The organism is Marinitoga aeolica, from assembly GCF_029910535.1.
Taxonomy (GTDB): Bacteria; Thermotogota; Thermotogae; order Petrotogales; family Petrotogaceae; genus Marinitoga; species Marinitoga aeolica.
Genome location: NZ_CP069362.1, coordinates 1,768,987 through 1,794,548 on the forward strand (window position 1 = coordinate 1,768,987; position 25,562 = coordinate 1,794,548).

Annotated in this window: 21 protein-coding genes; 4 read left to right on the forward strand and 17 right to left on the reverse strand. The window is 25.5% G+C overall.

Annotated features, from left to right (window positions below; all coding sequences use genetic code 11):
- Positions 1–3: 3 nt before the first annotated feature.
- Positions 4–1,278, reverse strand: a complete 1,275-nt coding sequence (locus JRV97_RS08385; protein ID WP_280997988.1) for a hypothetical protein — start codon at positions 1,276–1,278, stop codon at positions 4–6.
- Positions 1,279–1,347: 69 nt separating this feature from the next.
- On the opposite strand from JRV97_RS08385, the gene JRV97_RS08390 reads away from it, so the two are divergent.
- Together JRV97_RS08390 and JRV97_RS08395 are read left to right on the forward strand one after the other, a co-directional pair.
- Positions 1,348–2,478 carry an MFS transporter gene (locus tag JRV97_RS08390; RefSeq protein WP_280997989.1) on the forward strand — a complete coding sequence of 377 codons (1,131 nt, stop codon included), beginning with the start codon at positions 1,348–1,350 and terminating at the stop codon, positions 2,476–2,478.
- Positions 2,479–2,620: 142 nt separating this feature from the next.
- Positions 2,621–3,973: a glutamine synthetase family protein gene (locus JRV97_RS08395; protein WP_280997991.1), complete on the forward strand. Its 1,353-nt coding sequence runs from the start codon at positions 2,621–2,623 to the stop codon at positions 3,971–3,973.
- 52 nt (positions 3,974–4,025) lie between these two features.
- On the opposite strand, the gene JRV97_RS08400 is transcribed toward JRV97_RS08395, so the two are convergent.
- The 10 genes from JRV97_RS08400 to deoD form a co-directional block, all read right to left on the reverse strand.
- Positions 4,026–4,265, reverse strand: a complete 240-nt coding sequence (locus JRV97_RS08400) for a glutaredoxin family protein (RefSeq protein WP_280997993.1) — start codon at positions 4,263–4,265, stop codon at positions 4,026–4,028.
- Between the two features lie 281 nt (positions 4,266–4,546).
- A complete protein-coding gene (locus JRV97_RS08405) occupies positions 4,547–4,861 on the reverse strand; it encodes an STAS domain-containing protein (RefSeq protein ID WP_280997995.1) in 315 nt (104 codons plus the stop codon).
- A gap of 44 nt (positions 4,862–4,905) precedes the next feature.
- A complete protein-coding gene (locus tag JRV97_RS08410) occupies positions 4,906–6,894 on the reverse strand; it encodes a glycoside hydrolase family 13 protein (protein WP_280997997.1) in 1,989 nt (662 codons plus the stop codon).
- A gap of 4 nt (positions 6,895–6,898) precedes the next feature.
- Positions 6,899–8,698: a ribosomal protection-like ABC-F family protein gene (gene abc-f, locus JRV97_RS08415; RefSeq protein ID WP_280997999.1), complete on the reverse strand. Its 1,800-nt coding sequence runs from the start codon at positions 8,696–8,698 to the stop codon at positions 6,899–6,901.
- A gap of 21 nt (positions 8,699–8,719) precedes the next feature.
- A complete protein-coding gene (locus JRV97_RS08420; protein ID WP_280998001.1) occupies positions 8,720–9,436 on the reverse strand; it encodes a DUF1175 family protein in 717 nt (238 codons plus the stop codon).
- 1 nt (position 9,437) lies between these two features.
- On the reverse strand, positions 9,438–9,803 hold the full coding sequence (locus JRV97_RS08425; protein WP_280998003.1) for a hypothetical protein: 366 nt from the start codon (positions 9,801–9,803) through the stop codon (positions 9,438–9,440).
- Positions 9,760–14,022: an MG2 domain-containing protein gene (locus JRV97_RS08430; RefSeq protein ID WP_280998005.1), complete on the reverse strand. Its 4,263-nt coding sequence runs from the start codon at positions 14,020–14,022 to the stop codon at positions 9,760–9,762. Before JRV97_RS08430 ends, JRV97_RS08425 begins: the two co-directional genes overlap by 44 nt.
- 12 nt (positions 14,023–14,034) lie before the next feature.
- Complete coding sequence (locus tag JRV97_RS08435; RefSeq protein WP_280998007.1) at positions 14,035–14,523, reverse strand: GGDEF domain-containing protein; 489 nt, start codon at positions 14,521–14,523, stop codon at positions 14,035–14,037.
- Positions 14,524–14,649: 126 nt separating this feature from the next.
- Positions 14,650–15,786 (reverse strand): PAS domain-containing protein, encoded by a 1,137-nt coding sequence (locus JRV97_RS08440; RefSeq protein WP_280998009.1) that lies wholly within the window; start codon positions 15,784–15,786, stop codon positions 14,650–14,652.
- 109 nt (positions 15,787–15,895) lie between these two features.
- Positions 15,896–16,603, reverse strand: coding sequence for a purine-nucleoside phosphorylase (gene deoD, locus JRV97_RS08445; protein ID WP_407081584.1), 708 nt, complete (start codon positions 16,601–16,603; stop codon positions 15,896–15,898).
- A 137-nt stretch (positions 16,604–16,740) separates the two neighbouring features.
- Here deoD and JRV97_RS08450 point away from each other — a divergent pair, with 137 nt between their 5' ends.
- Positions 16,741–17,271, forward strand: coding sequence for a chromate transporter (locus tag JRV97_RS08450; RefSeq protein WP_280998013.1), 531 nt, complete (start codon positions 16,741–16,743; stop codon positions 17,269–17,271).
- Positions 17,264–17,782 carry a chromate transporter gene (locus tag JRV97_RS08455; RefSeq protein WP_280998015.1) on the forward strand — a complete coding sequence of 173 codons (519 nt, stop codon included), beginning with the start codon at positions 17,264–17,266 and terminating at the stop codon, positions 17,780–17,782. Before JRV97_RS08450 ends, JRV97_RS08455 begins: the two co-directional genes overlap by 8 nt.
- 278 nt (positions 17,783–18,060) lie before the next feature.
- On the opposite strand, the gene JRV97_RS08460 is transcribed toward JRV97_RS08455, so the two are convergent.
- Genes JRV97_RS08460 through JRV97_RS08485 form a run of 6 tightly spaced genes read right to left on the reverse strand, consistent with a single transcriptional unit; the run spans position 18,061 to position 25,558 of the window.
- A complete protein-coding gene (locus JRV97_RS08460) occupies positions 18,061–18,861 on the reverse strand; it encodes a bifunctional 5,10-methylenetetrahydrofolate dehydrogenase/5,10-methenyltetrahydrofolate cyclohydrolase (RefSeq protein WP_280998017.1) in 801 nt (266 codons plus the stop codon).
- 9 nt (positions 18,862–18,870) lie between these two features.
- Positions 18,871–20,532 (reverse strand): formate--tetrahydrofolate ligase, encoded by a 1,662-nt coding sequence (locus JRV97_RS08465; RefSeq protein WP_280998020.1) that lies wholly within the window; start codon positions 20,530–20,532, stop codon positions 18,871–18,873.
- A 20-nt stretch (positions 20,533–20,552) separates the two neighbouring features.
- Positions 20,553–21,848, reverse strand: a complete 1,296-nt coding sequence (locus tag JRV97_RS08470; protein WP_280998022.1) for a methyl-accepting chemotaxis protein — start codon at positions 21,846–21,848, stop codon at positions 20,553–20,555.
- Positions 21,845–23,251: a GGDEF domain-containing response regulator gene (locus JRV97_RS08475; RefSeq protein WP_280998024.1), complete on the reverse strand. Its 1,407-nt coding sequence runs from the start codon at positions 23,249–23,251 to the stop codon at positions 21,845–21,847. The genes JRV97_RS08470 and JRV97_RS08475 overlap by 4 nt, the downstream gene beginning before the upstream one ends.
- Positions 23,248–23,784, reverse strand: coding sequence for a chemotaxis protein CheB (locus JRV97_RS08480; RefSeq protein ID WP_280998026.1), 537 nt, complete (start codon positions 23,782–23,784; stop codon positions 23,248–23,250). Before JRV97_RS08480 ends, JRV97_RS08475 begins: the two co-directional genes overlap by 4 nt.
- 19 nt (positions 23,785–23,803) lie before the next feature.
- Positions 23,804–25,558 (reverse strand): response regulator, encoded by a 1,755-nt coding sequence (locus tag JRV97_RS08485; protein WP_280998028.1) that lies wholly within the window; start codon positions 25,556–25,558, stop codon positions 23,804–23,806.
- Between the last annotated feature and the right edge of the window lie 4 nt (positions 25,559–25,562).

Genomic DNA, 25,562 nt, shown 5'->3' on the forward strand with positions numbered 1-25,562 from the left:
CCCCTAATATAATTTTTCTGTAATTTTTTTTGTATAATTAAAAATTTTTGATGATATATAAAATGTTATTTCTATATTAGATGAATAATCATTTAATGGAAAATGATCTAAAATAAATATATTATCTTTTCTTTTTAGATATTTATTAAGTTTATCATTTATTAAAATTTGAGTTTTATTTGTTCTTATGATGATTTTATTAATAATAATATTATTAGCAAAGTTTGTATTTCCATCTTGAATTGCGAAAGATAAGTATATTGAATTATTTATATCTTTATCTATAAAAATAATTTTCCGTGGGATACTTATGATATTTATTTCGAGAGTTCCATTTAATTTTTTGTCATTGTAATAAAATTCTATTTTGTATTTTCCTGGGTAAACATTTGAAATAATTTCTATATTATTGTTTTTTATATTTATTTTTGGATTTAATATATTTTCAGAAATAATCTTATATTTAAGATTATATAATTTTGTTATGTTGCCAAATTTATCTAAAAGAGTATATTTAACTACAGCATTTTTTGGTGGAAAATGTGAGGTGTCATCATAATAAGTAGCAAGATATATAGTATTTTTCTCGAAATTAATTGAATTCGGGCTACCTGAAATAATCTTAAATGAGATATTTTTTTTGAATAAATTATTTATTTGTAATGTGAAGATATATTTTCCAGGTTTTGTTATGTTATATAGTTCTAATTCATAGTTTTCATTATCTATTTTTTTTATTGTATTTTTCACATATGGAAATATAGAAATATTATCAAAAGAGTTTAATATTTTATTTCCATACTGATCTGTATAGTATAGTTTAAAAGGTATTTTTACTTTTTCAGATGCAAAAAATATATTTTCTGGTGTTTCTATATTTAATTTTTCAGGTTTGTCAGGAAATAAGGTTAAAGTTAATGAAGTGGATATTTTAGAATGATAAAATAACACTGTATATGTTCCCGCTGTTGTAAAATTGCTGAAATCTAAATAATTTTTATAAATTTTTATTGTTGCGTTTTTTGTTTCTGGGAGTATTTTGATTTTATCTATAACTTCTGAAGGTGTTGATGAATACGTATTTAAAGCATAAACTTTAAAAGGAATTCTGAATCTTTTAGAAACGATAAACTTATTATTTTTTATAGATACGTTAAATTTTTTATTGTTTTTAACTATTTTATCAAAACTATTTTTTTTGAAATCAGTATTAAATATTGAGCAACTCTGGAAAATAAAAAGTATTAAAAGGAATATAAATAAAAGAAATTTTTTCATATTGCACCCCCATAGTTTATCTGCTATAATATTATACAATAAAAATTTCTATTTTTAAAGGAGGAAGATATGACTCATAAAAATGAGCAGAGATTAATATTTATTACAATATTTTTTCTTGCTATAATTGTAAATTCTATTCCGCCACTAATGACTACTTTACAATCTAATTATTCTATATCAATAGGTATATCATCTTTTATACCTCTTTCAAGAACTGTGGGAAATATTATTGTTTCTATTATAGGAGCATTTATTATTGCTATACTTGGGTTGAGAAACAGTATATTAATCGGGTTAGGTTTTGAAATAATAGGTATAATTTTGTTTATTTTTTCTTATAATGTTTATATTTTAATAATTTCAATGTTTTTTATAGGTGCATCAATGGGTCAAACTATTTTGTCTTTAATTTCAATGTTTGATCATTTGCCAGAAAAATACCAGAAATATGGACTGCTTCATGCTTTTTTTGGTTTTGGTGGTATAGTTGGGCCTTTAGTAATTTCCTATATTTTGAAAAATAAATTAAATTATAAATTGCCATTTTATTTTTATTTAGTAACCTTTTTATTTATATTTCTATTTATGGTAATAAAAAAATCTCCTGAAAATGTTAAATATCGAGCATTTAATTTTTTAGAAGCTTTTGGAGTATTAAGAAAAAAATTTGTTTTGTATATGATAACAATATTTATTTTATATTCTGGTTCTGAAATTGGGATAGTTACATGGTCATCAAATCTTTTTTATAATCACTTTCATTATTCTAAAGAATATGCATCTATTTTTATAAGTATGTTTTGGGTATTTTTTACTATTGGAAGGGTATTAACCGATTTTCTTTATAATAAATTAAAAGTAAAAATTACGTTGATTTCAGCACTTTTTTCCGCTGGAGCGCTATCTTCGATTTTTTTTCTTGGTAATTATTCGCCATATATATTTTCATTCTTAGGTATTTTATTAGGTCCTATTTTTCCTGCAACACAGAAATATTTAAATTCAAATTTATCCCATAGAGAAGTTGGATTGGTTTCAGGTATGGTTTCTGTTGGTATTGGATTTGGTGCAGCTTCAATAACGACCACTATGGGATTTATAGGTGATTATTCAATAATATACAGTTATTTGATTCCTATAATTTCATTTGTTTTGGTCTCAATAATTTCAATAAAAGTAATTAAGTTAAAAAAATAAACGAAATTCTCCAAAAAATGATTTTTGATAATTATAAATAGAAATATTCGTTTTCAATAACTCGATAGATTAAATAATAGAACTATGAAAAAAATTTCAAAGATGATATAGTATAATGGAAATAATTTTTGGAGGTGAAAAAATGTTTAGTTTTTTTAAGATTGATAAAATCCCAGAAGATTATGATTTTTTAGATATTATGGTTGTAGATATATATGGGAAATTGAAACATGTAACTTTACCTAAAAGCTATATAAGTGAAAAAATTTTCAAAGAAGGGATAGGTTTTGATGCATCTAATTATGGATTTGCAAAGGTTACAGATTCTGATATGGTTTCAATTCCTGATCTTGATAAGATATATCTGGAAGAAAATGATGGGATGAAAATAGTTCATTTGTTTTCAGATGTTATTAGTCCATCTATGGGAAAATTTTTTGATCAATATCCAAGAAGTATAGCAAAAGAAACATTAAAAAATATTAAAGAATCTAAAATTGCAGATGATATTAAGATGCTTGTTGAGCTTGAATTTCATATTTTTGATGAAGTAAACTATAAAACATCAGAAACAGAATCATATTATAGTGTAGAAAATCCAGAAGGATTAGGAGAAGGGCATGATTATCCAAGGGCACATGGTTCGGCATATCATTTAAACGATCCATATGATATTCATTTTCATTTAAGAAATGAAATAGTTAAAGTATTGGAAAATGCTGGGATTCCGGTGAAATATCATCATCATGAAGTTGGAATTGCTCAGCATGAGATAGAATTAAATTTTATGAGTTTAGTGGATGCAGCGGATAATGTCACCTTGGCGAAATACCTAATTAGAAGGATAGCAAATGAATATGGGTTATATGTAACATTTATGCCAAAACCGTTATACAATATGCCTGGAAATGGAATGCACGTACATCAATATCTTGAAAAAGAAGAAAAAAGTTTGTTTGTAGGGGATTCTTTATATAATTTAAGTGATTTAGCTTTAAGCTATACAGCTGGCATCTTATATCATAGTTTAAGTGGATCATTACTTGCATGGTCTAATCCTTCAACAAATTCATATAAAAGATTAGTTCCTGGTTTTGAAGCTCCTATCTCTGCATCATTTTCAAAAGGAAGTAGAAGTGCCGCTATAAGAATTCCGGGATATTTAAGCAAGGCGGATACAAGAATTGAATTTAGAACAGGAGATGCTACAGCAAATGTATATTTCTTTTTATCAGCAATGGTATTAGCGGGGATTAATGGAATAAAAAATAATTATGATCCAGTAGAAATGGGATTTCATTCTAAAGGGGAAAATGAAAAAGAATTTCCATTGGATTTAAAGAATGTCATGAAAGGCCTTAAAAAAGATAATGAATATTTAAAAACTTTTCCAGAGTCTTTGATAAATAAGTGGATTGAGATAAAACAGAAAGAAGCTAATATGATTTATTCAATACCTTTACCAAAAGAGTTTGAGTTATATTTTGAATTGTAAACAAATAACCTGCGCTTTTGCGCAGGTTATTTTTAAAAAGGTAAAATAATTATTATATTCCCAACAATCTTTCGATTTTTGCCTTATCGAACCCAACAATTGTTTGATTGCCAATTTCAATTACAGGAACTCCCATTTGTCCTGTTTTTCTTACCATTCTTTCAGCAGCTTTTTGATCTTTTTCTACATTGTATTCTTTAAAAGGGATACCCAGTTCTTTAAAGAATCTTTTTGCTTTTTTACACCATGGACATCTTGATGTTGTATATATAGCAATTTTTATATGAGCCACACGAACCCCTCCTTAATATTATATACAAATTGTATATACCTAAAATATTTTAAATTATTCGAACCAAAATATTTATATTAAAAATTTTTCATTTTTGCGAAGCTAAGGTTTGGGAATTTTTAAGTATTAGCTTATATTATTTTTTTAGAAAATGCTTTGTCGGCAGTCTATGACATTAGATATATACAAATTGTATATATCTAATGTTATTTATGCCATATAATATTTAAAATTAAAAGCACTTTTTGTTAAAAATAAAAAAATCTTCCCGAAGGAAGATTTTAATCTACATTATATTCCTTTACAGGAATTATCTTATCTAATCTAACAATTTCAATTACTTTTTTTACATTTTCATTTCTTACATTGTGAAGTTCCATTGAACCACCTTTTTTCTTATAATTCATGAAAAAATATAAAATTCTTCCTAACCCACTACTATCAATATAATCTAAATCTGACATATCTATAAATATTCTTTTTATTCCGTTTTCTGCTAATTCATTTAATTCATCTCTTAACTCTTCAGAGTTATTTATGTCGATTCTTCCCTGTAAAAAAATTGTTGCACTATTTCCATAAATTTCTTTTTTCATGATATTCCTCCTTCCACTCTTACATTTTATTATATCACAAAAAATCATAATTTTTTAAATGCAATGGCAGTTTTTTCTGGTATATTTCCCTTTATTATGCCATTATATGCTTCAATTTCTTTAAATTCAACACTTTTTGTATTAAAAACAACTTTTAATTTACCATTTTTAATTTCTGAAAGCCATACGGGAATTTCAAATTTATAAGGTGTATCATTAATATTGATAATAACAACAATATGTTCATTATTATTCCATATTCCATAGGATATAAAGCCTTTATCCCATTTTAAGAATTCTAAAGATCCGTTTCTTAAGGAAAAATGTTCTTTATAGAATTGTATCATATTTTTCATAAAAGTCAAACGATTTTGATATTCAGTTTCATTTAATTTTTCCCATGGAAATGTTCGTCTGTTATCAGGATCTGTCCATCCGGCCAATCCAATTTCATCACCATAATATAATCCAGGAGCCCCGGGGAGTGTAAATGACATCAAATAACCAATTTTAAATATTTCCCAATCAATGTTATTTTCAGCTTCTTTATGACCTGCAGAATATACTCGGCCAATTTTTTTTGTGGTTCGAGTGGCCCATCTTGAATGATCATGGTTGCTCAATTGATTTAAAGAAACATATTTTGAGTTTAAAGGCAATTGACTCCATGCCCATCTTAAATGATTAATAAACCATTCAGAATTTCCTATCAAGTCAGGTTTAAAATCATCATTGTGTTTTTCTGTGCCTGTTAAGAAGTAACTTATTGGATCCATAGAACCAATATAATTCATAACTCCATCCCAGGAAAGATTTTCTATCCACTCTTTTGGTGATTCATAATCTTCTGCAAAAATAATAGCATCTTTATTTGCTCTTTTAACAATTTTTCTAAAATATCTCCAGAATGTTTTGTTAACAGATTTTCTTTTTCCAAGATCTCTGGCAACATCAAGTCTCCAACCATCAGCATTATATGGGTGACTAACCCATTTTTTGCCAATTTCAGAAATGTATTTCCATACAAGCATTGTTTTATCATAATTTAATTTTGGTAATGATTTGTATCCCCACCATCCTTCATATCCATCTTTATTCCAATAGAAATATTCAGATTCTGGAACATTTGGATTATTTGCAACACCAATATCTTCTCCATATATTTTATATTCATTAACCCATCTATGGTAAGAACCACAATGATTAAATACACCATCTAACACAATTTTAATATTCCTTTTATGTGCTTCATCCACTAATTTCTTAAATAATTTATCACTTTCAATTAAATTTTTTTTAGAGGTGGTTCTAATTTTATATTTTTCTTCCATATTATTTGTATCTTCAATAATTATTCCTAAATGTGGATCTATATGGTCATAGTCCTGAGTATCATATTTGTGAGGGCTTGGAGAAACAAATATTGGGTTTAAATATATTACCTCAATACCAAGGTCTTTAAGATAATCTAATTTATCTATTATACCCTGTAAATCACCACCATAAAATTCTTTATGCCCTTTGGTAGGATGGGGTAGCTCATTCCATTGTTTTTTCTTTATGGGTTCTCCATCATAAATATATTCACCATCAACAGGATCATTTGAAGGATCTCCGTTATAGAATCTATCAGGGAATATTTGATAGTAAATAGCACCAATAGCCCATTTTGGGACTTCGAATTCAGGGATAATAACAAAATCTTCAATATGCCTATTCTCAACAATTCCTCTGGCATCGTATTTTATTTTTTTGTTATGATTTATAAAATTTAATTCGAAATGATATCTTATAAATCGTTCTGTTAATAAAAAATTACTGGAGAAATACCAAAATAGTTCATTTTCATTTTCTAAATGCATAGGAGTATGTTTGTATTTATTTGAATTTTTTTGTGTTAAAAGATATAAATTACCAGAAACTTTACCATATTTTTTTGGAACTCTTATTTTAATAGTAACTTCATCTCCGATTTTTGGATTAGTTGGATTTAAAAAATTTTCACTTTGATCGGAGTATATACCAAGAATCATATAATCATCCTCCAATGTTCTCTAATTCCTGTAATTCAAGAATTATATTATTTTCTCTTTCAGAAATGTTTTCAAGTTGTTTTTCTAACATAGCTTTTTCTTTCTCTAATCCTATCAGTTTTTGATAATTTTGAGAATAAGAAAGCATTAATGTTTCAATATTTTCAATTTGAAGTATAATCTCTTCAAATTGTTTTTCTAAAAAAATTTTTTCTCTTTGAAGAGATTTTATCTTATTTTTAATTTTTTTGTTCATTTTATAATTGATATTTTCTTTGTTTTCTTTTTTTATTTTAAAAGAATCATTCAATAATTCTGGTAAAACAGCATCAAAAGACTTATGTTCTAATATCTTGCCATTTTTTATTAAAAATAATCTATCGGAGATATTTTTTATTAAATTTTCGTCATGAGAAACCATAATTATTGAACCTTTAAATTCTTTTAGCGTCTCCTCTAAAGTTTGAATTGTAAAAATGTCCAGATGATTTGTAGGTTCATCCAGTATTAATACATTGGGTTTTTGTAATATGACTTTAGCAAGAGCTAATCGCGTTAATTCCCCTCCACTGAGAGTTTCAACACTTTTAAAGACATCATCACCAGTAAAACCAAAGCGGCCTATATATTTTCGAACTTCGAAATCCTGCCATTCTGGAACATCTTTCCATATAATATCCATTATATTTAATGATTTATTTAGTGAAGAGATAACCTGGTCTAAATAACCAATTTTAATATTATATCCCCAATTAATCTCTCCTTTATTTGGTTTTATTCTATTCATAAGCAATTTTAATAATGTGGATTTTCCGCTTCCGTTTTTTCCAAGGATAGTGATTTTTTCACTTTCATTAATTTCAAAATTAATATTCTTTAATATAATTTTTTCAGAAGTATATCCGAAAACTAAATTTTTAACTTCCAGTACTTTATATCCAGTTCTATTTGGTTCTGGGATTTTAATCTTTATTGCTTGTTCTTCTTTTAAAGAACTAATCTCTTCATATTCTTTTAGGAGCTTATCTCGTATTTTTTCTCTGAGTTTTGCCTGTCTCATCATTTTTTCTGTTCCCCATTTTCTAAAACGCTCTATCATTGCATTTAATCTTTCAATTTCTTTTTCCATATTCTTTTTTCTGGTAGTAATATTTATGAGCATATTTTTTCTATTATTCAAATACTGATCGTAATTGCCTTTGAAATCCCACACTTTAAAATTATTTATCTCCCAGAATCGATTAGACAATTCTTTTATAAATTTTCTATCATGTGAAACAAAAATTAAAGCTCCTTTATAATTTTTTAAATAATTAATTAGCCAATTAATGGAATATAAATCCAAATGATTGGTTGGTTCGTCTAATATCAATAAGTTATAATCTCCTGCAAGGACTCTTCCTAAGCTAAGTCTTGTTAATTCCCCGCCGCTTAACGAGTTTATTTTTCTTTCCCATTCAAATTCTTCAAAGCCCATGCCTTTTAATACAGAACGTACTATTTTATTTTTCATTTCCTCATTAATATTTTTTTCAATTTCTTTTAATACATATTCAAAGAGAGTAAGGTTTAATTCATCGGCTCTGAATTGTTTTAAATAACCTATTTTTAAATTTTTTGTTCTTAATACAGAACCCTCCAATGGTTCTATTTCGCCGTTTATAATTTTTAATAATGTTGTTTTTCCAGAACCATTAGGGCCAATAAGGGCTATTCTATCATGTTCATAAACAGACAAATTGACATCATAAAAGATGTCTTGAGTGCCAAAATTATGAGAGACATTTTCTATTTTAAAAAGCATTTATTTCACCTCGTTGCATAATTATAGCATTAAAATTTTAAATTTATAAACACCCAAAAAATATTTATTATTTTCAACTGGAAGCCATGAAGGATCAAATTTAAAAAAATCTTTCAATTTAACGATTTTTATATATCCGCCACCTTCTATTGGTCCTGTATGATATATAAGATAATTTTCATTATTATATTTTACAAACACCATTAAATGATAAGGATATTCAGGATCCTCTGGATGGAAAAACGCAAGAATATCTCCAGATTTTGCTTTGTTTATATCTTTTGTAATAAAATCCAAATTATATTCTATTAAATATCTTGCAGTAACATATGAAGAAAAATCTTCATTTATTTTATTTAAATCAAATATTCCATCTCTTTTTCTAAAAATTTTAACTCCTAAATATGGAACATTTGAGTAATTATATCTCAAATCCTCGAAAATAGGACCATCATATTGATTCTCTGAAATCCACTTTACATCATGCTTTTTTAATGTTTCTTTATATGCATATTTTACAAGTCCTGAACAATCTCTATAATTTTCTGGCAAATTATTCTTCAAAGCAGTATTTATAACTATATTGGTAAACCAACTTCTAAATATTTTGCTTTCTTCCTCATTAAATTCAAGAGAATCTTCAAAACCATTTAGATTTTTATCTATAGGAATATACTCTTTTTTACAACTAATAAATAAAAAAAGTATAAAAATAATTATAATATATATTCTTTTCATTTTAAAATCCCAATTCCTTTATATATATCTCTTGATATTGATAATTCATCTCATAGAAATTGGTTAAATAATAATGATATAGTTCATGAATAAGCGTTTTTCTAAAAATGTTTAGTCGCTTTAATACGTAAAATGGTTCAGCAATTATAATATTTTTTTCTGGATCATAAATAGCTGCTTTTGAATATGGCTGATTTGTTAATAAGTTATATTCATATAATGTATCCGCCTCTATAATTATCACTTCAAATTTCTTATCAAAAGTATAATCTAAATCTATATTATTTGGATAAATATGGATTTTATATCCAAATCCAAATAAATTAATTATCATAAATATGAATATTAAAAATTTTCGAGCTTCCATATACACCACTCCAATACATTGAATAACCTACAGTATGTAGAAGCATGTAATCACCTACAGCCGTTGGTTTCCAATAATAATCAAAAACTCCTTTATTAAATCCATTAGAAAAAAATGAAATTTTATTTTTATTTATTTGATAAGCACTATACCAGTAATTCCATTTATTATACCAATTATAATAAAATTTATATGAGGGCTTGATTGTATTCTCGTTATAGTTAATCAAAATCTGTGAAGCACCTATAATTGGATCTTCAAATGTCAAATAAGCTGGTATTTGAGAAATAAATTTTATTCTTGTTTTTAAAATATCTGAAATAAATATTTTATGGGCTCCAGTTTTAAATGAAATTTTAAATTTTCCAAAATTCATTAAAGGTAATGAATTCCCTTCAAATTTAACTACACCATAATATGTATTTTCACCTAATAATCTTGAAGCACTTATAGGTAATATATACTCTAAAGATTTATTATTTAATCTATACATAGCATTACCGAATAAATAAATTTCCCCATTTAGTGCATCTATATAATAAATATTTTCATTTACTTCAATAATTTTATTATTCATAATAAGTTGATTGTTTTTTAATATTATTATATTGCCGTTATATATGGCAAAATCTGTTATGTTTTCATCAATTTTAGAATTGGATATAATTTCAAATAATCCTTTTGACGTGTGAATATATATTTTATTTTTAAAAGCTCTCAAAGAATATGGATGACCATAATTTGTATTATCAACCTTTAATTCTCCTTTAGATATTTCAAAATATTTATTATATATTTGAAATTTCTCATCTTTACCTTTATACAACCATATATATTCGTCTTCTCTCTTTTCTACTATATTTGTAGGCAATATGTTTATATTTTCAGGAATATAATTTTTATTTATTGGCATAAAAGCATCCACCAAGTATTTATTTTTATCTTGAGTTATAAATATTGGATAGTTTTTATATAGAGTTTTTTCTATTTTTATACCTTCATCAACATTTTCTTTATTTATAATATCTTTCTTTATAACCTTTAAATTATCAAATTTAAGATCTGAAAAGTCTAACAACGCGATAGTGGCTCTCGCTTTATCTTTTGTAGAATACCATTTATTTAATAATAAATATTTTAATACTTTAAGGGATAATTCTTTTTCGCTTTTTTCAGATAATAATTTTAATAACCATGAATTGATTTCAATTGGACTTATGAAATAATTATTATCATTATATTCTAAATATGCGATGTTATTAATAGTCTTTATTTTTTTCTTTAAATCTTTAAAAGCATTATTATCATAAAATGAAAGAAATAATAGATCAAAAGCATTTTCTGGTTTTATATTAATTTCAACACCATATAATTTTAAAACATACCACACGTACCCTTTATATCTTGAATTTAATATATTTTCTTTTAGATAATTCAACCCATTTTCAATAATATTTTTATCTACATTATCAATATAGTGAAATAATTCTAAAACATATGCTGTTAAATATGGATTTGATTTATCATTTGGCCACCATCCCCAACCACCATCATCATTTTGATATTTGTATAATCTAAATATATTATTTTGAATATTTTTGTATCCGTTTAAAACAGCAGGGAAAATGGAAGATACACTTTGTTCTGTACAATTATATGGATATTTTAGCAATTCATAAATATTATCTTTTATCAATGTATTAACTTCAAAAACACTACCTTCATTACTCTGAACAATTTCTTTTTCATTTCTTTTTAAAATGTTATTATATACATTAAAGTTGAGCTTTACTATATCTTTTTTAAAGTCAAATAAAATAGAGTATTTTCCTTTTTCACTTGTTTTGAGTTTTAATTTAATATATTTACTTGAATTATGTGGGATTTCAACAACTCCAGCTTTTGGTGAAATATTCAATTCACTATTTACATTATAATTGATTTTTATATTATTTTTAGTATTATTATATAAAATTACTGGAAATTCAAATGAATCTCCTTTAATAGCAAATTTTGGTAAAATTGGTCTTATATAAAAATCTTTTGTAGATATATAACTTTTTGTTTTAGTCCCTACACTATTTTTTGAAACACCATTGACTGTTAATCTAAATTTGGTTATAGAATCAGGATTTTCAAATGTAATCTTTGCATAACCATTTTTTGTTTTTACAGAAGGTAACCACAATGCGGTATCTGGAAAAAACTCTCTTGTATTGCTTTTTTGAGAATTAACAGCTTTAGTAGATGCTAAAGCATTTTTTGATATAGGTAATGTTGCTCTAATATTATAAAAAAAGTATTTATCTGACGTATCTATACTAATTTCAGGATTATATAATTTGGGATATAATATTTTTTCAAAATCAAAATTATCATTTGATAAAGCAAAAATAGCTTCATCTACAGTAGCAATAGAAAATTCAGCATCTTCATTAGAATGAATTTCTAATTCAACAAAATCTTTAGGTTTATAAGTATCCTTAGATAATTTAATTGAAAATACAAGATTTCTGTTTTGATTTAAATCTATTCTCTTTATTTTTTTAATAATTTTATGATTATCTATATAAAAAGCTACAACAAATAAATTATTTTCTAATGTTTGTTTTGGAATTTTCAATATATTTCCTTCATCATATAAAAGTCTTCCACATAAATAAGCATAACCATTAAAATTTATAAGTTGTATAATATTATTCTTTATTGCATATTTAATATCTTTTTCTTCTTGATAATATTTAGAAGTATATGTATATACATAAGTATAAGAATCTTTATATGAGAGCTTTATTTTATAAGAGCCTTCTTTAGCAAGTACAATTGGAAGAGAAAAGTTCTTTTCAAAAGAATTTATAGAAGACTTAATAATATTGTTCGATTCATCGAAGATTTCTACTTTTATATCACCAGAAACTGGATTATTATTAATATCTGTAACGGTACCATAAATAGTAAATTTATTATTTAATTTACTCTGATAATAATAATCATTTGTTTTTATTAAATACTTTCCATTATAAACCTTTACTGATAATTCATCTTCCATTTGTCTTTGACTCTCATCAGTAGATACTATCTGTAAAACATAATATCCATTATCCTGCGATTTAACTTTAATTGGAAGATGGATTTCTCCATTATTATTAGTAAAAGAAACTCCATGATATATCATATTTTGATTATTAGAATTTAAAGGATAAAATCTTATATAATACGCAACCTGTGCGTTTTTTACAGGCTCTTCATTATAGTATTTTAATTTTATTTTAAAATGTATAATATCATTGGAAAAATAATAATCTTTATCCGCACTTAAAAAAGTTTTGTATTCTGGTTTAATATAGTTCTGAAGATAAAAACCATGGTATTCTTCTTCATTTCCATATGATACGATTAAAGAATAATACCCTACAGGTAATTCAACATTTAATTTGTAATCTAATGATGCACCACCGAATTCATCAGTGCTTATTTCTCTATCAAATAATTTTAAATCATCAGGTCCTTTTAATTTTATAGTAACCTTTTCATTTTTGGCTGGTGAATATATATTTTCTTTTTCATTGAAAAGATGGATTTTTACATGTAGATTATCTCCGGGTTTATAAATAGGTTTGTCAGTAATAACAACAATTCTATTATCTGTATATATTTTATATTGATTATAAAATTCTTTTACAGCATATGAATCATTTTTCCTCACTATAATTTTTTTAAGATTGTATATTCTTACATTAATTTCTGATATATCTTTATATTGTAATGTTTTATTATTTTTATCTATTAAAAATACATCAGCTTTAGATAAATTTCCATATTTCAAGTCAACAACTTTCAACTTTAGATTTTTACCATCATAAATAGATATGAAGTCTATCTTTCTTATTATAATAATATTATAATATGTAGTTTCCTTACCCTTTAATTCAAATAAATATACTCCTTCTTTTTTTATCTTTTCATAATATTTATTATTTTTTATTCTGATATTTTTAGAATACAAAAAGTATTTGTTCAGATCTTTAATTCTTGTTTTCTGAACAAATATTTCCATAGGATCTATTATTTTATATACTTTCATTTCTATAATATTTTCGTTATATCCATGAATCACAGCATTTTCCCCAGGATATAATTGTTTGTTTCCCATATATACATAAGAAAATACATTAGTTAATGAAAAAATAAAAATAGTAAAAACTAGAAGTTTTTTCATTATAACTTCTCCTCAAAGATTTTTTTTGAAATTACTTTTATATTTATACATTCTTTTATCTGCAATTTCAATTAATTTATCAATATTATCCGAATCATCAGGATAAATAGCGCAACCATAACTAAATCCTACTTTTATAGTTATTCCATCATATTCAAAAGGTTTTTTAAACTTTTTCTGTATTTTATCAATAATAATTTTGATACTGTTTTGGTCTGTATTTGGAAGTGCTAAAACAAATTCATCTCCACCAATCCTACCGAGTAAATCACTTTCTCTTATTGATAATTTAATATTATTTGTAAAAAATTTCAAAACTTCATCTCCAACTAAATGTCCATGTGTATCATTAACTTGTTTAAAGTTATTAATATCAAAATATAATATTGATGTTTTCTGTTTATATCTTTTTGATAGTTTTAAAATTTCTTTTATTTTATACATAAAGGATTTTCTATTATATACTTTTGTTAAATAATCAAATTCAGCTGCTTGACGCAATTTTTCATCTGCTTCTATTTTCCATAATAAAAAATCTAAATTTGTTTTAATAATCTTCGAAAAATTTAGTTCATAATCTTCAAATTTATAATTAAATGTATCTAATGTTATAGCTCCATATAACTTTCATTTAACAGTTAAAGGAATATATAATGTTTCTTTAATTTCATGTATTCTTCCATATTTTTCAAATATATTTTTTTCATTTTTCGGATATTTATATTCTTTACTCCAATTCTCAACTAAAAAAGGTTCTAAAACATTTAAATCATTTATTTCATTCTTCAACCTAACGTCAATAAAATATTTAATTTCATATCCGTTCATAGCCTTATATACATATTTCCCTTGATCATTCAAAAGAACAAATGCTCCTGCTTGAGCATGTGGAATTATTTCTATAAGATTATCTATGATAATTTGAAATATATTTACATTATTTTCAATGTTTAATAGTTTATTTGATAATTTAAAAAACTCATTAATAAAAATATTTTCGTATTCAATTCTTTCTAAATATTTTTTTTCTCTTGTTATATCAATTCCAGAAGAAATTACATAAATAACTTCATCATTTTCTTTAATATAACTGTTTTTCCATGATATAATTCTTTTTTCACCATCTTTTGTAATAATTTCGTTTTCATAACTTTCTGCACGTTTAATTCTACCGTCTACCATATCAATAAATACTTTTTTTATGTTTTCTTTAATATCTTCAGGAATAAAATTATCAAACCAATTCATCCCTATAGCTTTTTCTTTAGCAATTTTTAAAGTTTCACAAGCTTTTTTATTAATATCATAAATATTCCCTTCACTATCTAAAACCACATTTATTGTTTGAGATAGTTCGAAATATTGCTTAAACTTTTCTTTTTCTAATTCAATATTCTCTTCAAGTTTCTTTCTTTCAGTTAAATCATAGTCTATTTCTTGAATTATAAAGTCTCCATTTTTAAGTTGCAGTGGAGACAGATGGGCTTCTACCCATAATATTTCATTATTTTTAGAAATATATTTTTTTTCGAATATTTCAAATATCTTTCCACTTTCAAGAGCATTTTTTATTTTTTTTATAATTTCCTCATCTGTTTCATCAATATGTTTTTCGTACGGAATACCTATCATTTCATCCACAGAATCATAACCTAGTATTTCTGCTGCTTTTTTATTAGCTTTTATTAATTTTAAATTTTTATCCCAATAAAATATTGCATTTTCTGATTTTTTAAAAATGTTTTTTAAAATTATGTTTTCCATATTTATCACCCAAATTTTTTATTTTATATTTAAAACATACTATATATATAGATTATATCATAAAAAATAAAAACGAGCACAAAGTGCTCGCCTTTTATTTTGATTTCTATTATGCCATTTCTAAAGCTATTTTCATCATATTTGTAAATGATTTCATTCTTTCTTCACTTGTTGTAGCTTTCATAGTTACCAATGAATCAGAGACAGTTAACAAACATGCTGCATTCTTTCCTGTAACTTGTGCATTAGCAAATAATGCAAATGATTCCATTTCAACTGCTATACAACCATAATTATCTCTTATCTTTTTGTAATCATCAAAATTTTGCCTATAAAATACATCAGAACTGTGTATTCTACCTTTATGAACAGGAATATTTAATCCTTTTGCAGCTTCTTCTAATTTTTTATTTAATTCTTCAGATGGTTTTAATATATTATCTTCAATACCTGCCATTACTTTAGCATATGTAGACTCGCTATATGATTCTTCAACCAATATAACATCATATAAATCAATTTCTTCTGAATAAGCACCACATGAGCCCACTCTTATAATATTTTGAACATCATAAAATTTAAAAAGTTCATATGAGTATATTCCGATACTTGGCATACCCATTCCGCTACCCATTACACTAATCTTTTTACCTTTATATGTTCCTGTATAACCAAACATATTTCTTACTTTATTAAATAAAACCGGATTTTCTAAAAAGTTTTCTGCTATGAATTTTGCTCTTAATGGATCCCCTGGCATAATAACCGTCTCTGCAATAATTCCTTTTTTATCTACTTCAATATGTGGTGTTGGTATCATATCAATTCCTCCCTTAATAAAATTTATTTTTATTTGAGATTATATTATACACTTTTTTAATTAAGAAGAAAATTCAAAAATAAAAAAATATGATAAAATAGAGGAAATAAGATTATATGAAAGAGGTGTTTTGCTTGATAAGATTATTTTTTATGTTTTTTAAAATATCAGCATTGGCTCTTGGTGGCGGATATGCGATGATTCCCGTAATGCTAAAAAATTTAACTGCAGCTAAACTATTGACAGAGGAAGAGTTTAAGGAGATATTATCTATTGCTCAGGCAATGCCGGGTCCAATTGCTTTTAAAGTATCATGGTTAATAGGAAAAAAAATAAATGGAATAAAGGGTTCGATAATAACTTCTTTAGGTGTATTAATTCCTCCCTTTTTTAGTATAGTTTTAGTAGCATCAATATTAAAAAAATATGCCGATAATAATTTTGTATTAACCTTTACAAAAGGAGCTTATGCTTCATTGATAGGAATGGTTGCCGGAATTTTATATGATTTTCTAAAAACCACCAAAACCAAAATATATGACATATTAATTATCATATTATCGACTACAATAATGTTTATTTATCCAAAATATACAGTATTAATATTTTTTTCTTCTATAATACTTTTTTACTTCTTAGAAAAAGGATTTGATAAAGATGCTTAAAATGATATTATTATTTTTTCAAATAGGTTTTATTTCTTTTGGTGGTGGATGGGCATCATTAGGAATTATAAAACAATTGATATTGGAAAATAATTTATTAACAGAAACAGCTTTACAACAGGCTATTTCTATATCCCAAATGACTCCTGGACCTGTTGCAGTAAATCTTGCAACATACATTGGATATTTAAAATATGGTTTGTTGGGAGCAACATTAAACACGATTTTTTTGGTTATTCCTGCAATAATATATTATTATATAGCAAAATGGCTTTTATCAAAACTCAAATTAAATAGGAAAAATATTATGCAGTCTTTAAAATTAGGAACGATAATTCTTATCTCAATGACATTTTTATCAGTATTAAAACCTGTTTTACTTGTAAAAGATTTTGGAAGTATTATTATAGCTATATACGCATTAATACTATTTACAAAAACAAAATTAGATCCTATTTATATAATATTGAGTTCTGCGATAATAGGAATGATACTTTTTTCTATTATATAAATAAAAGGGAGTAAAACTCCCTGCAGTTTGTAGACAAACTATATAATTAAATACAAAGTATTTTCAAAAATAATATTCACGCACATATTTTTAATACATAGTATTAAAAATAAATACAAGGCTTTACAAAGAATATTTAAAATTTTTTCGAACCAAAATATTTATGTTAAAAGTTTTTTATTTTCGCGAAGCGAAAGTTTGGGAATTTTCAAGTATTCGTTTATATTATTTTTTTAGAAAATACTTTGTCAACAGTCTGAAGGGAGTAAAACTCCCTGTTATTTATATAAAATGGTTTTTGTGAGATTTTCGAATAGAATTAGTGAGGTTATTTCACCAACTCCACCTGGAACTTCAGTTACATGAGCAATATCTCTCACGGATTTTTCAACATCACCAACAATTTTTCCATTAACAACATTTATACCAACATCAATTATTATAGAATTTTCTCTAACCATATCTTTTGTAATAAATTCAGGATGTCCTACAGCAGCAACTATGATGTCTGAATTTAATGTAATTTCTTTTATATTTTTAGTATGACTATGACATATAGTCACAGTCGCATTATTTTCCTTACTTGCTAACATCACAGAAACTGGCATTCCAACTATCACACTTCTACCAATTACAGCAACTCTCTTTCCATCAATCTCAGTAAAATTATTCAATATTCTCACAACAGAATCTGCTGTACATGGTTTAAATATAGATTTTCCATATATAAGATTTCCTAAATTATGGGGAGTTATCCCTTCTACATCTTTTTTAGGATCAATATATATAGATACTTCATGAGAATCAAAAGGCAACGGTTGAGATAAAAAAATCCCGTTTACGTTCCTATTATCATTTAACTTTTTTATAGTTTCTATCAACTCTTCTTTTGAATTCGTTTTTATTATTTCATAATTAATATTCAATTTCTTAGATAAGTTCCTTTGTGAGTTTAAATAAGCAAGTGTGGCTTTGTCTGGTTCTAAAGCCACACTAACTAATTTTAATTTATGTTTTGTTGAAATATTAATAATATTATTTCTTATTTTTTCTGCTAGCGAATCTATTGAAATAATCATAATATCACCTCAGAATAATCCAGTGATATTACCTTTAGCATCCACATCTATTTTTTCTGCATTTGAATGTTTTGGTAATCCGGGCATTCTCATAATTTCTCCAGCTAGCGCAACTATGAATCCTGCACCAGCGGATAATTCAAAATCTCTGATTGTGAAATTATAATTTGATGGAGCACCTAATTTTTTAGGATTATCAGAGATTGAATATTGTGTTTTAGCTACAATTACTGGTAAATGATCATATCCATATTTTTTTAGGAATTTCATTTTGCTTCTAGCAGCCATTTCATAATCAACATGTTTTGCTCTATATATTTCTTTAGCTAATTTCATAATTTTGACTTCTAAAGGATCATGCCAATTATATATAGTATTTAATTCGCTTTTAATTTCAGTAGCTTTTATAACTTTTTCTGCTAAATCCAATGCACCTTCTGAACCCTTGTAATATGCTTCGTTTATAGAAATAGGCACATTCATATTTTCTACAAAATCTACTACGTAATTTATCTCCGCATCTGTGTCTGTATCAAATTTATTAAGAGCAACAACTATTGGAATACCAAATTTTTGTAAGTTTTCAATATGTACTCTTAAATTTGCTATACCATTTCTTAATGCATCGATATTTTCTTCATTAAAATCTTTAGTTCCACCATTATATTTTAAGGCTCTAATAGTGGCAACTAAAACAATTGCATCTGGTTTGAAGCCTGCAGTAGGAGATACAAAATCCAGGAATTTCTCTGCACCCAAATCTGCACCAAAACCACTTTCAGTAACAACATAATCTGATAACTTCAAAGCCATTTTAGTAGCAATTAATGAATTTGTACCATGTGCAATATTAGCAAATGGACCCCCATGTATAAGTGCAGGAGTATTTTCTATTGTTTGAACCAAATTAGGATCGAGCGCATTTTTTAATACAGCTGCTAAAGCACCTTCAATTTTTAAATCTCCTATTGTTACTGGTTTTCCTTTTCTTGTTCTAGCTACAACAATATTTTGTAATCTTCTTTTTAAATCAGGAATATCTTCTGCTAAACATAGCACTGCCATTATTTCAGAAGCAGCTGTAATTATAAATCCATCTTCTCTTGGAGCACCATTAGAGTGCCCACCAAGAGCAATTACTATTTCTCGTAAAGCTCTATCATTCATATCCATAGCTCTTTTCCAGTAAATCCTTGTTGGATCAATATCAAGTTCATTACCATATTTTATATGAGCGTCAATAACAGCAGATACGAGGTTATGAGCTGTGGTAACAGCATGAATATCACCAGTAAAGTGTAAATTTATATCTTCCATAGGCAATACCTGTGCATAACCGCCTCCAGCAGCACCACCTTTTACTCCCATAACAGGACCCAATGAGGGTTCTCTTAATGTAACTATAGATTTTTTCCCTAATTTATTAATTGCCATCGATAATCCGATACTTGTTGTTGTTTTACCCTCACCAGCTGGTGTAGGATTAATAGCTGTAACAAGAATTAATTTCCCATTTTTTTTATGGTGCAATTCTTTTAAATAATGATGAGATATTTTTGCAATATGATTTCCACACTGATGTATATATTCTCCTTTAATATTTATATTCTCTGCTATTTTAATGATTTTTTCCATTTTCGCGTTTTTTGCAATTTCAATATCGTTAAGCATGTTCCTCCCCCTTTTTTATATTAATCTTCAGCTATTTTGGCTAAATTTAACAATTTATCTAAATTTACTTTTATTTCGCTTAATGCTTCTGAAGTTTGTTTAATACCTTCTAAAACTTCATTCATTGATAATCTTGTTGTATGAGAAAATCCTGTTAAAGAATCAACATTTTCAGCGAAATTTTCTACAACTTGAGAAATAGAATCTAATGAATTTTCTACATTTACTAATTCTTTTGAAATTTTTTCTGAAAGCAATACATTTGAAGTAATACTATTTTCTATTTCTTTTAAAACATTTTCTGAATTTCTAGATGTATTTCTTGCATCAGTTGCTAATTCATTAATAAGATCTGCTATTTTCGATATTCCTTCCTTATCAATATTTTCTTTACTTGTTTCAATTGATGAGTTAATTGATAAAATGGAAACTGTATCGGAAATATCTTTTATCTTATCATTTAATGAAGATAAATTGTTGATAAATTCAGCTATTTTTAAAGTCATTTGATTCATAGATTGAATATTTGAAAAAAATTCTTTCATATTCATCAATGTAGCGTTTAATTCACTTCTTCCTTCTTCAACTGAAGAAGAAAAGTTTTGTATTAATTCATCTAATTTTTCAACATTAGTCTGCGTATTATTTGCAACTGATTCTATTTCACTAGCTGCTGAGCTGTTTTCTGCAATATATGATGAAACATTTGTTGTAAATTCCTCAATAGTTTTTATTTGTTTTTTAAATTCTTTTCCTATCGCTTTACTAATAACAAAAGATAAAATATAAACAATTACAATAAATATAATTAATATAAAAATTAAAGTGTTCCTGGATTTTCTTAATCCACTAAATAGTTCAGATTCTTTTACAGCGTGAGCAAAATAATATGTAAAAGCGTTAAAATTAAATTTAGAAAAAGCAACATACCTTTTTTCGTTTTCATATACATATTCATAAACACCTTTTTCATTTTTTTTCATATATTCCCAAAGATCAGATAATTTAGCATCTTCAAGAATATTGATACCCACTTTTGTTTTATCAGAATGAAAAACCACATTGCCATTTTCATCTAAAATATAGTAATAACCCTTTCCTCCATTACCAAATCTTTCATTAAAATTTGTTTCATTAATACTATTAAAGTTATTTTTTAATCCTATAACTATTCCACTTATTGATGATAAATATTCATTTTTCATATCCTCTCTTATAATATTAGAAAATATAACATATGATAAATAAAACATAGTGCTTATTGCTACTGTAAAAATTATTGAAATCAAAAAAGAGTACTTTAATTCAATTTTCATTTTAATTCCTCCCCTGTAATTATTCTATTTTTCCCCAATTTTTTTGCTAAATATAATGCTTTATCCGCATCATTTATAAATTCAGTTAAACTTTTTCCTATGTAATTACAACATATACCTCCACTAAATGTAATTGGTTTTATTATCCCTAATTTCTTCCAATTATAATTTCTAATACTTTCTAATGCTCTTTCTAAGGCTAATTTTGCTTCATGGCAATTTGTTCCGGGCATTATAACTAAAAACTCTTCACCGCCATATCTACCAATAAAATCATTTTCCCTCATTTCAGAAACTAAAATGTCCGAGAATATCTTTAATACTTTATCCCCCGCTAAATGTCCATAATTATCATTTACTTGTTTAAAATCATCAATATCTATCATTGCTATTGATAAATCAAAATTTTTTCTTTTAAATGAGGTTATTAAATCACTTAATTTTTCTGTTATAACTTTTTTATTATATAAATTAGTTAATCCATCTCTTTCAGAAGCTGTTCTATAATCAAGAAAGACACTTAATGTTTTAAATAAAATACCAACCGAATCATTTAGAAAATTCATATAATATAATAAATTATTTTTATTTTCAACGCCATCAAAAACTATTATTCCCAAATCATTATTTTCATGCATAATATTAAATGATAAGAAATCAACAGGAGTGTTTGTATTTTTTTCATTAAATTCACCTTTAAAAAACCATTCAGTAGGTGTTATTGGCCTAATTAAATTAGAAAATAAAAAATTCCTTATACTATTTTGTGAATATTTTTCCTCTTTTGAAAAAGAATACACTCTACCTGCACTTGTTGAAAGTAATAATATATGTAGTCCTTTAAATGAAAAAAATTCTTTAAATAAAAGGTATAAATTATTCATTACAAATTCTTCATCATTCACTTTATCTACAAGATCTAAAATAGTAGATTTTAACACTTCCATCTTTAATGTTTCCTCTAATATATCTACTAATTCACTAAAAGGATTAATTCTGAATTTATAAAATTCTCTTGTCCATTCAATTGAAAAATTACTACTTTCTATAAATTCATTTATCTTTCTTACTAATTCATCTGGTTTTATATCTTTTCTTAAAAACATGTTGGCTCCACTTTTTTTGGCCCAAAATTCATTTATTGACTCATTAGCACCTGTTAATATCAAAATACCAACATTCGAAAAAGAACTATAACTTCTTAGAAATCTGCATAAATGCACACCATTCATTTTAGGCATAACATAATCTGAAATAATTATATCAGGTAAAAAATCAAAAAATTTATTTAAACCATCTAAACCATCTTCTGCTACTTGAACTTCATAACCTAATTCTGATATAGACTTTTTTAAAAACTCTCTCCACGATACGCTATCATCAATTATCAAAACTTTTTTCATCTTACCACCTTCTTATTTAATGATAATAATAATCCATTAAGTTCTTTTAATGTTTTTAAATTATATCGTTCTAGTTCACTCATTGCACTTTTTGTCATATATGGAAATTGTGCATCTTTTTGAATATAAATATTTGCATTTGTATTTTCTAATTTTATTAAACCATCTGTTCCATCATTTCCTAATCCACCAAGTAAAAATACATATGTATTAATATCTGCATATGGAGTTAAACTAGTAAAAAGATGGTTAATAGATGGTGAAACTACATCACTTTTTTTGTCTACTGCAATTGTAGATTCACTAAAAAATATCAAATCTTTCCCACCTTGAGGAATATATATTCCTTTATCTAAAACAGTTAATTTATCTACAATATGTACATTTTGTTTAGAAATACTATATATATATCTTTTAAAATTATCAGTTTGATTTTCCAAATTGTGCATTGCTAGAATAATAGGATATTTTAATTGTGTATTAAAATTAAATAATACTTTTAAAGCTTGTGGTCCCCCAGCAGATGCACCCACTACTACTTTTAAAATAATATCATCCCCTTAAAAATTTATTCAAAAGATTTAATATTTTTTCTGTATTTTCTCCTTTAACTACATATGCATTAGCTCCAGAATCAAGACCTTTTTTAATATCTTCTGTAGATGATTTAGTAGAAAGCATTATAACAGGTATATCCTTATTTTCTTTTTTTATATGCTTTACAACTTCATAACCATTTATTCCTGGAAGCTCAACATCTACAATAGCTACATCATACCCCTTTTTCTTAATAGCTTCTTCCCCTGTTTCAGCTTCGATAACATTATATCCATTGTTTTTTATCATCCTAGATATAACGAATCTTGTGAGTACAGAATCATCTAATACTAAAACAGTTTTCTTGTTAATATCAATATTTTCTTCTTTAGACAATGCTTTTTCTGGAGAAATAATAGGAATTGGAAATGAAAAAATATTTTTAGCAAATCCCACGATTTCATTAAAATTATATGGAGAAATAAACGCTTCAAAATGGCCTATAATTTCATCTGCAATAATAGCTCTATTATTTTTCGTTATAACAGCAAACTTAATTGTTCCATTTCCATAATCTATTATATCCAACAGTTTATTTCCATAATTTATTTTCCCATCAATTACTTCTATTTTATTAATAACTTCTTTTATATCATTTGAATCTACAGAGAATATATTATCACTTCTTTTTATAACCAATACCTTTTTAGAGGTTATTTTTGTTTTAAAGGAAATTATAAACTTTGAACCTTTATCTTTTGTAGTTTCTAATTTCACAAAACCACCTTTTGCTTCCGCAAATGCTTTTACAGAATCAAGCCCAACTCCTCTACCTGATGATTGATCTGCACTATCTTTAGTAGAAAAACCTGAGTAAAAAATAACCTCTAATGGATCAACATTAGAATAACCTAATTTTTCCGCTTTTTCTTTAACTTTTTCTAAATCTATACCTTTACCATCATCAATTACTTCTAAATATATAAAATCATTTTTAATATAACTTTTTACTGATATATTACCAACTTCATTTTTCCCTTTTTCTTTTCTTTCTTTGGGTGATTCTATGCCATGTGCAATAGAATTTTTTATTAAATGAACCAAAACATCTTTAAGACTTTCTGCATCATCTTTTTCTATCTTAGTATTTTCAACTTCTATATTTAAATTTACTTTTTTCTTATTAAAAACTGCCTCTTGAAAAACTAAATTCTCAAAACTTTTTATTATATTATATATAGATATAAATTTATTTTCTTCAATTAAATTTTGAGTATAAAATCTCAAATTTTTTGCTTCTTTTAAAGCAATTGTATAATTCTTATTTATTAAATTATTTTCTAACTTTAATATTCTTTCATAAAATTTTTCTAATAATTCGACAGATATCTTTTCTGATTCTATATTACCTACAGTGCCTTCTTTTAAACTGATTTCTCCATTTAAAATAGATTCAAAATAATTTACTTCTTCATCAGTTAAATCATTCTTCTTATTTATTATTTCTGTAGAAATTTTTATAACTCTAGCAATAAATTCTTCGTCTAAATCTTCATTCAGCTTTTCTTTAAAAGCTGATTCTAATTTATGCATAAACTCTCCAATTTTAGGTAATCCAACTAACCCTGCAGAACCTTTTAAAGTATGATAAATTCTATATAAATCCTTAACAATTACAGGATCATGTAACTGAAGATATTTTTTCATCAAATCTATGGCCTCATTTAGCTTTTCTTCCATTTCAGCAAAATAAATATCCATAAATTCCATAATA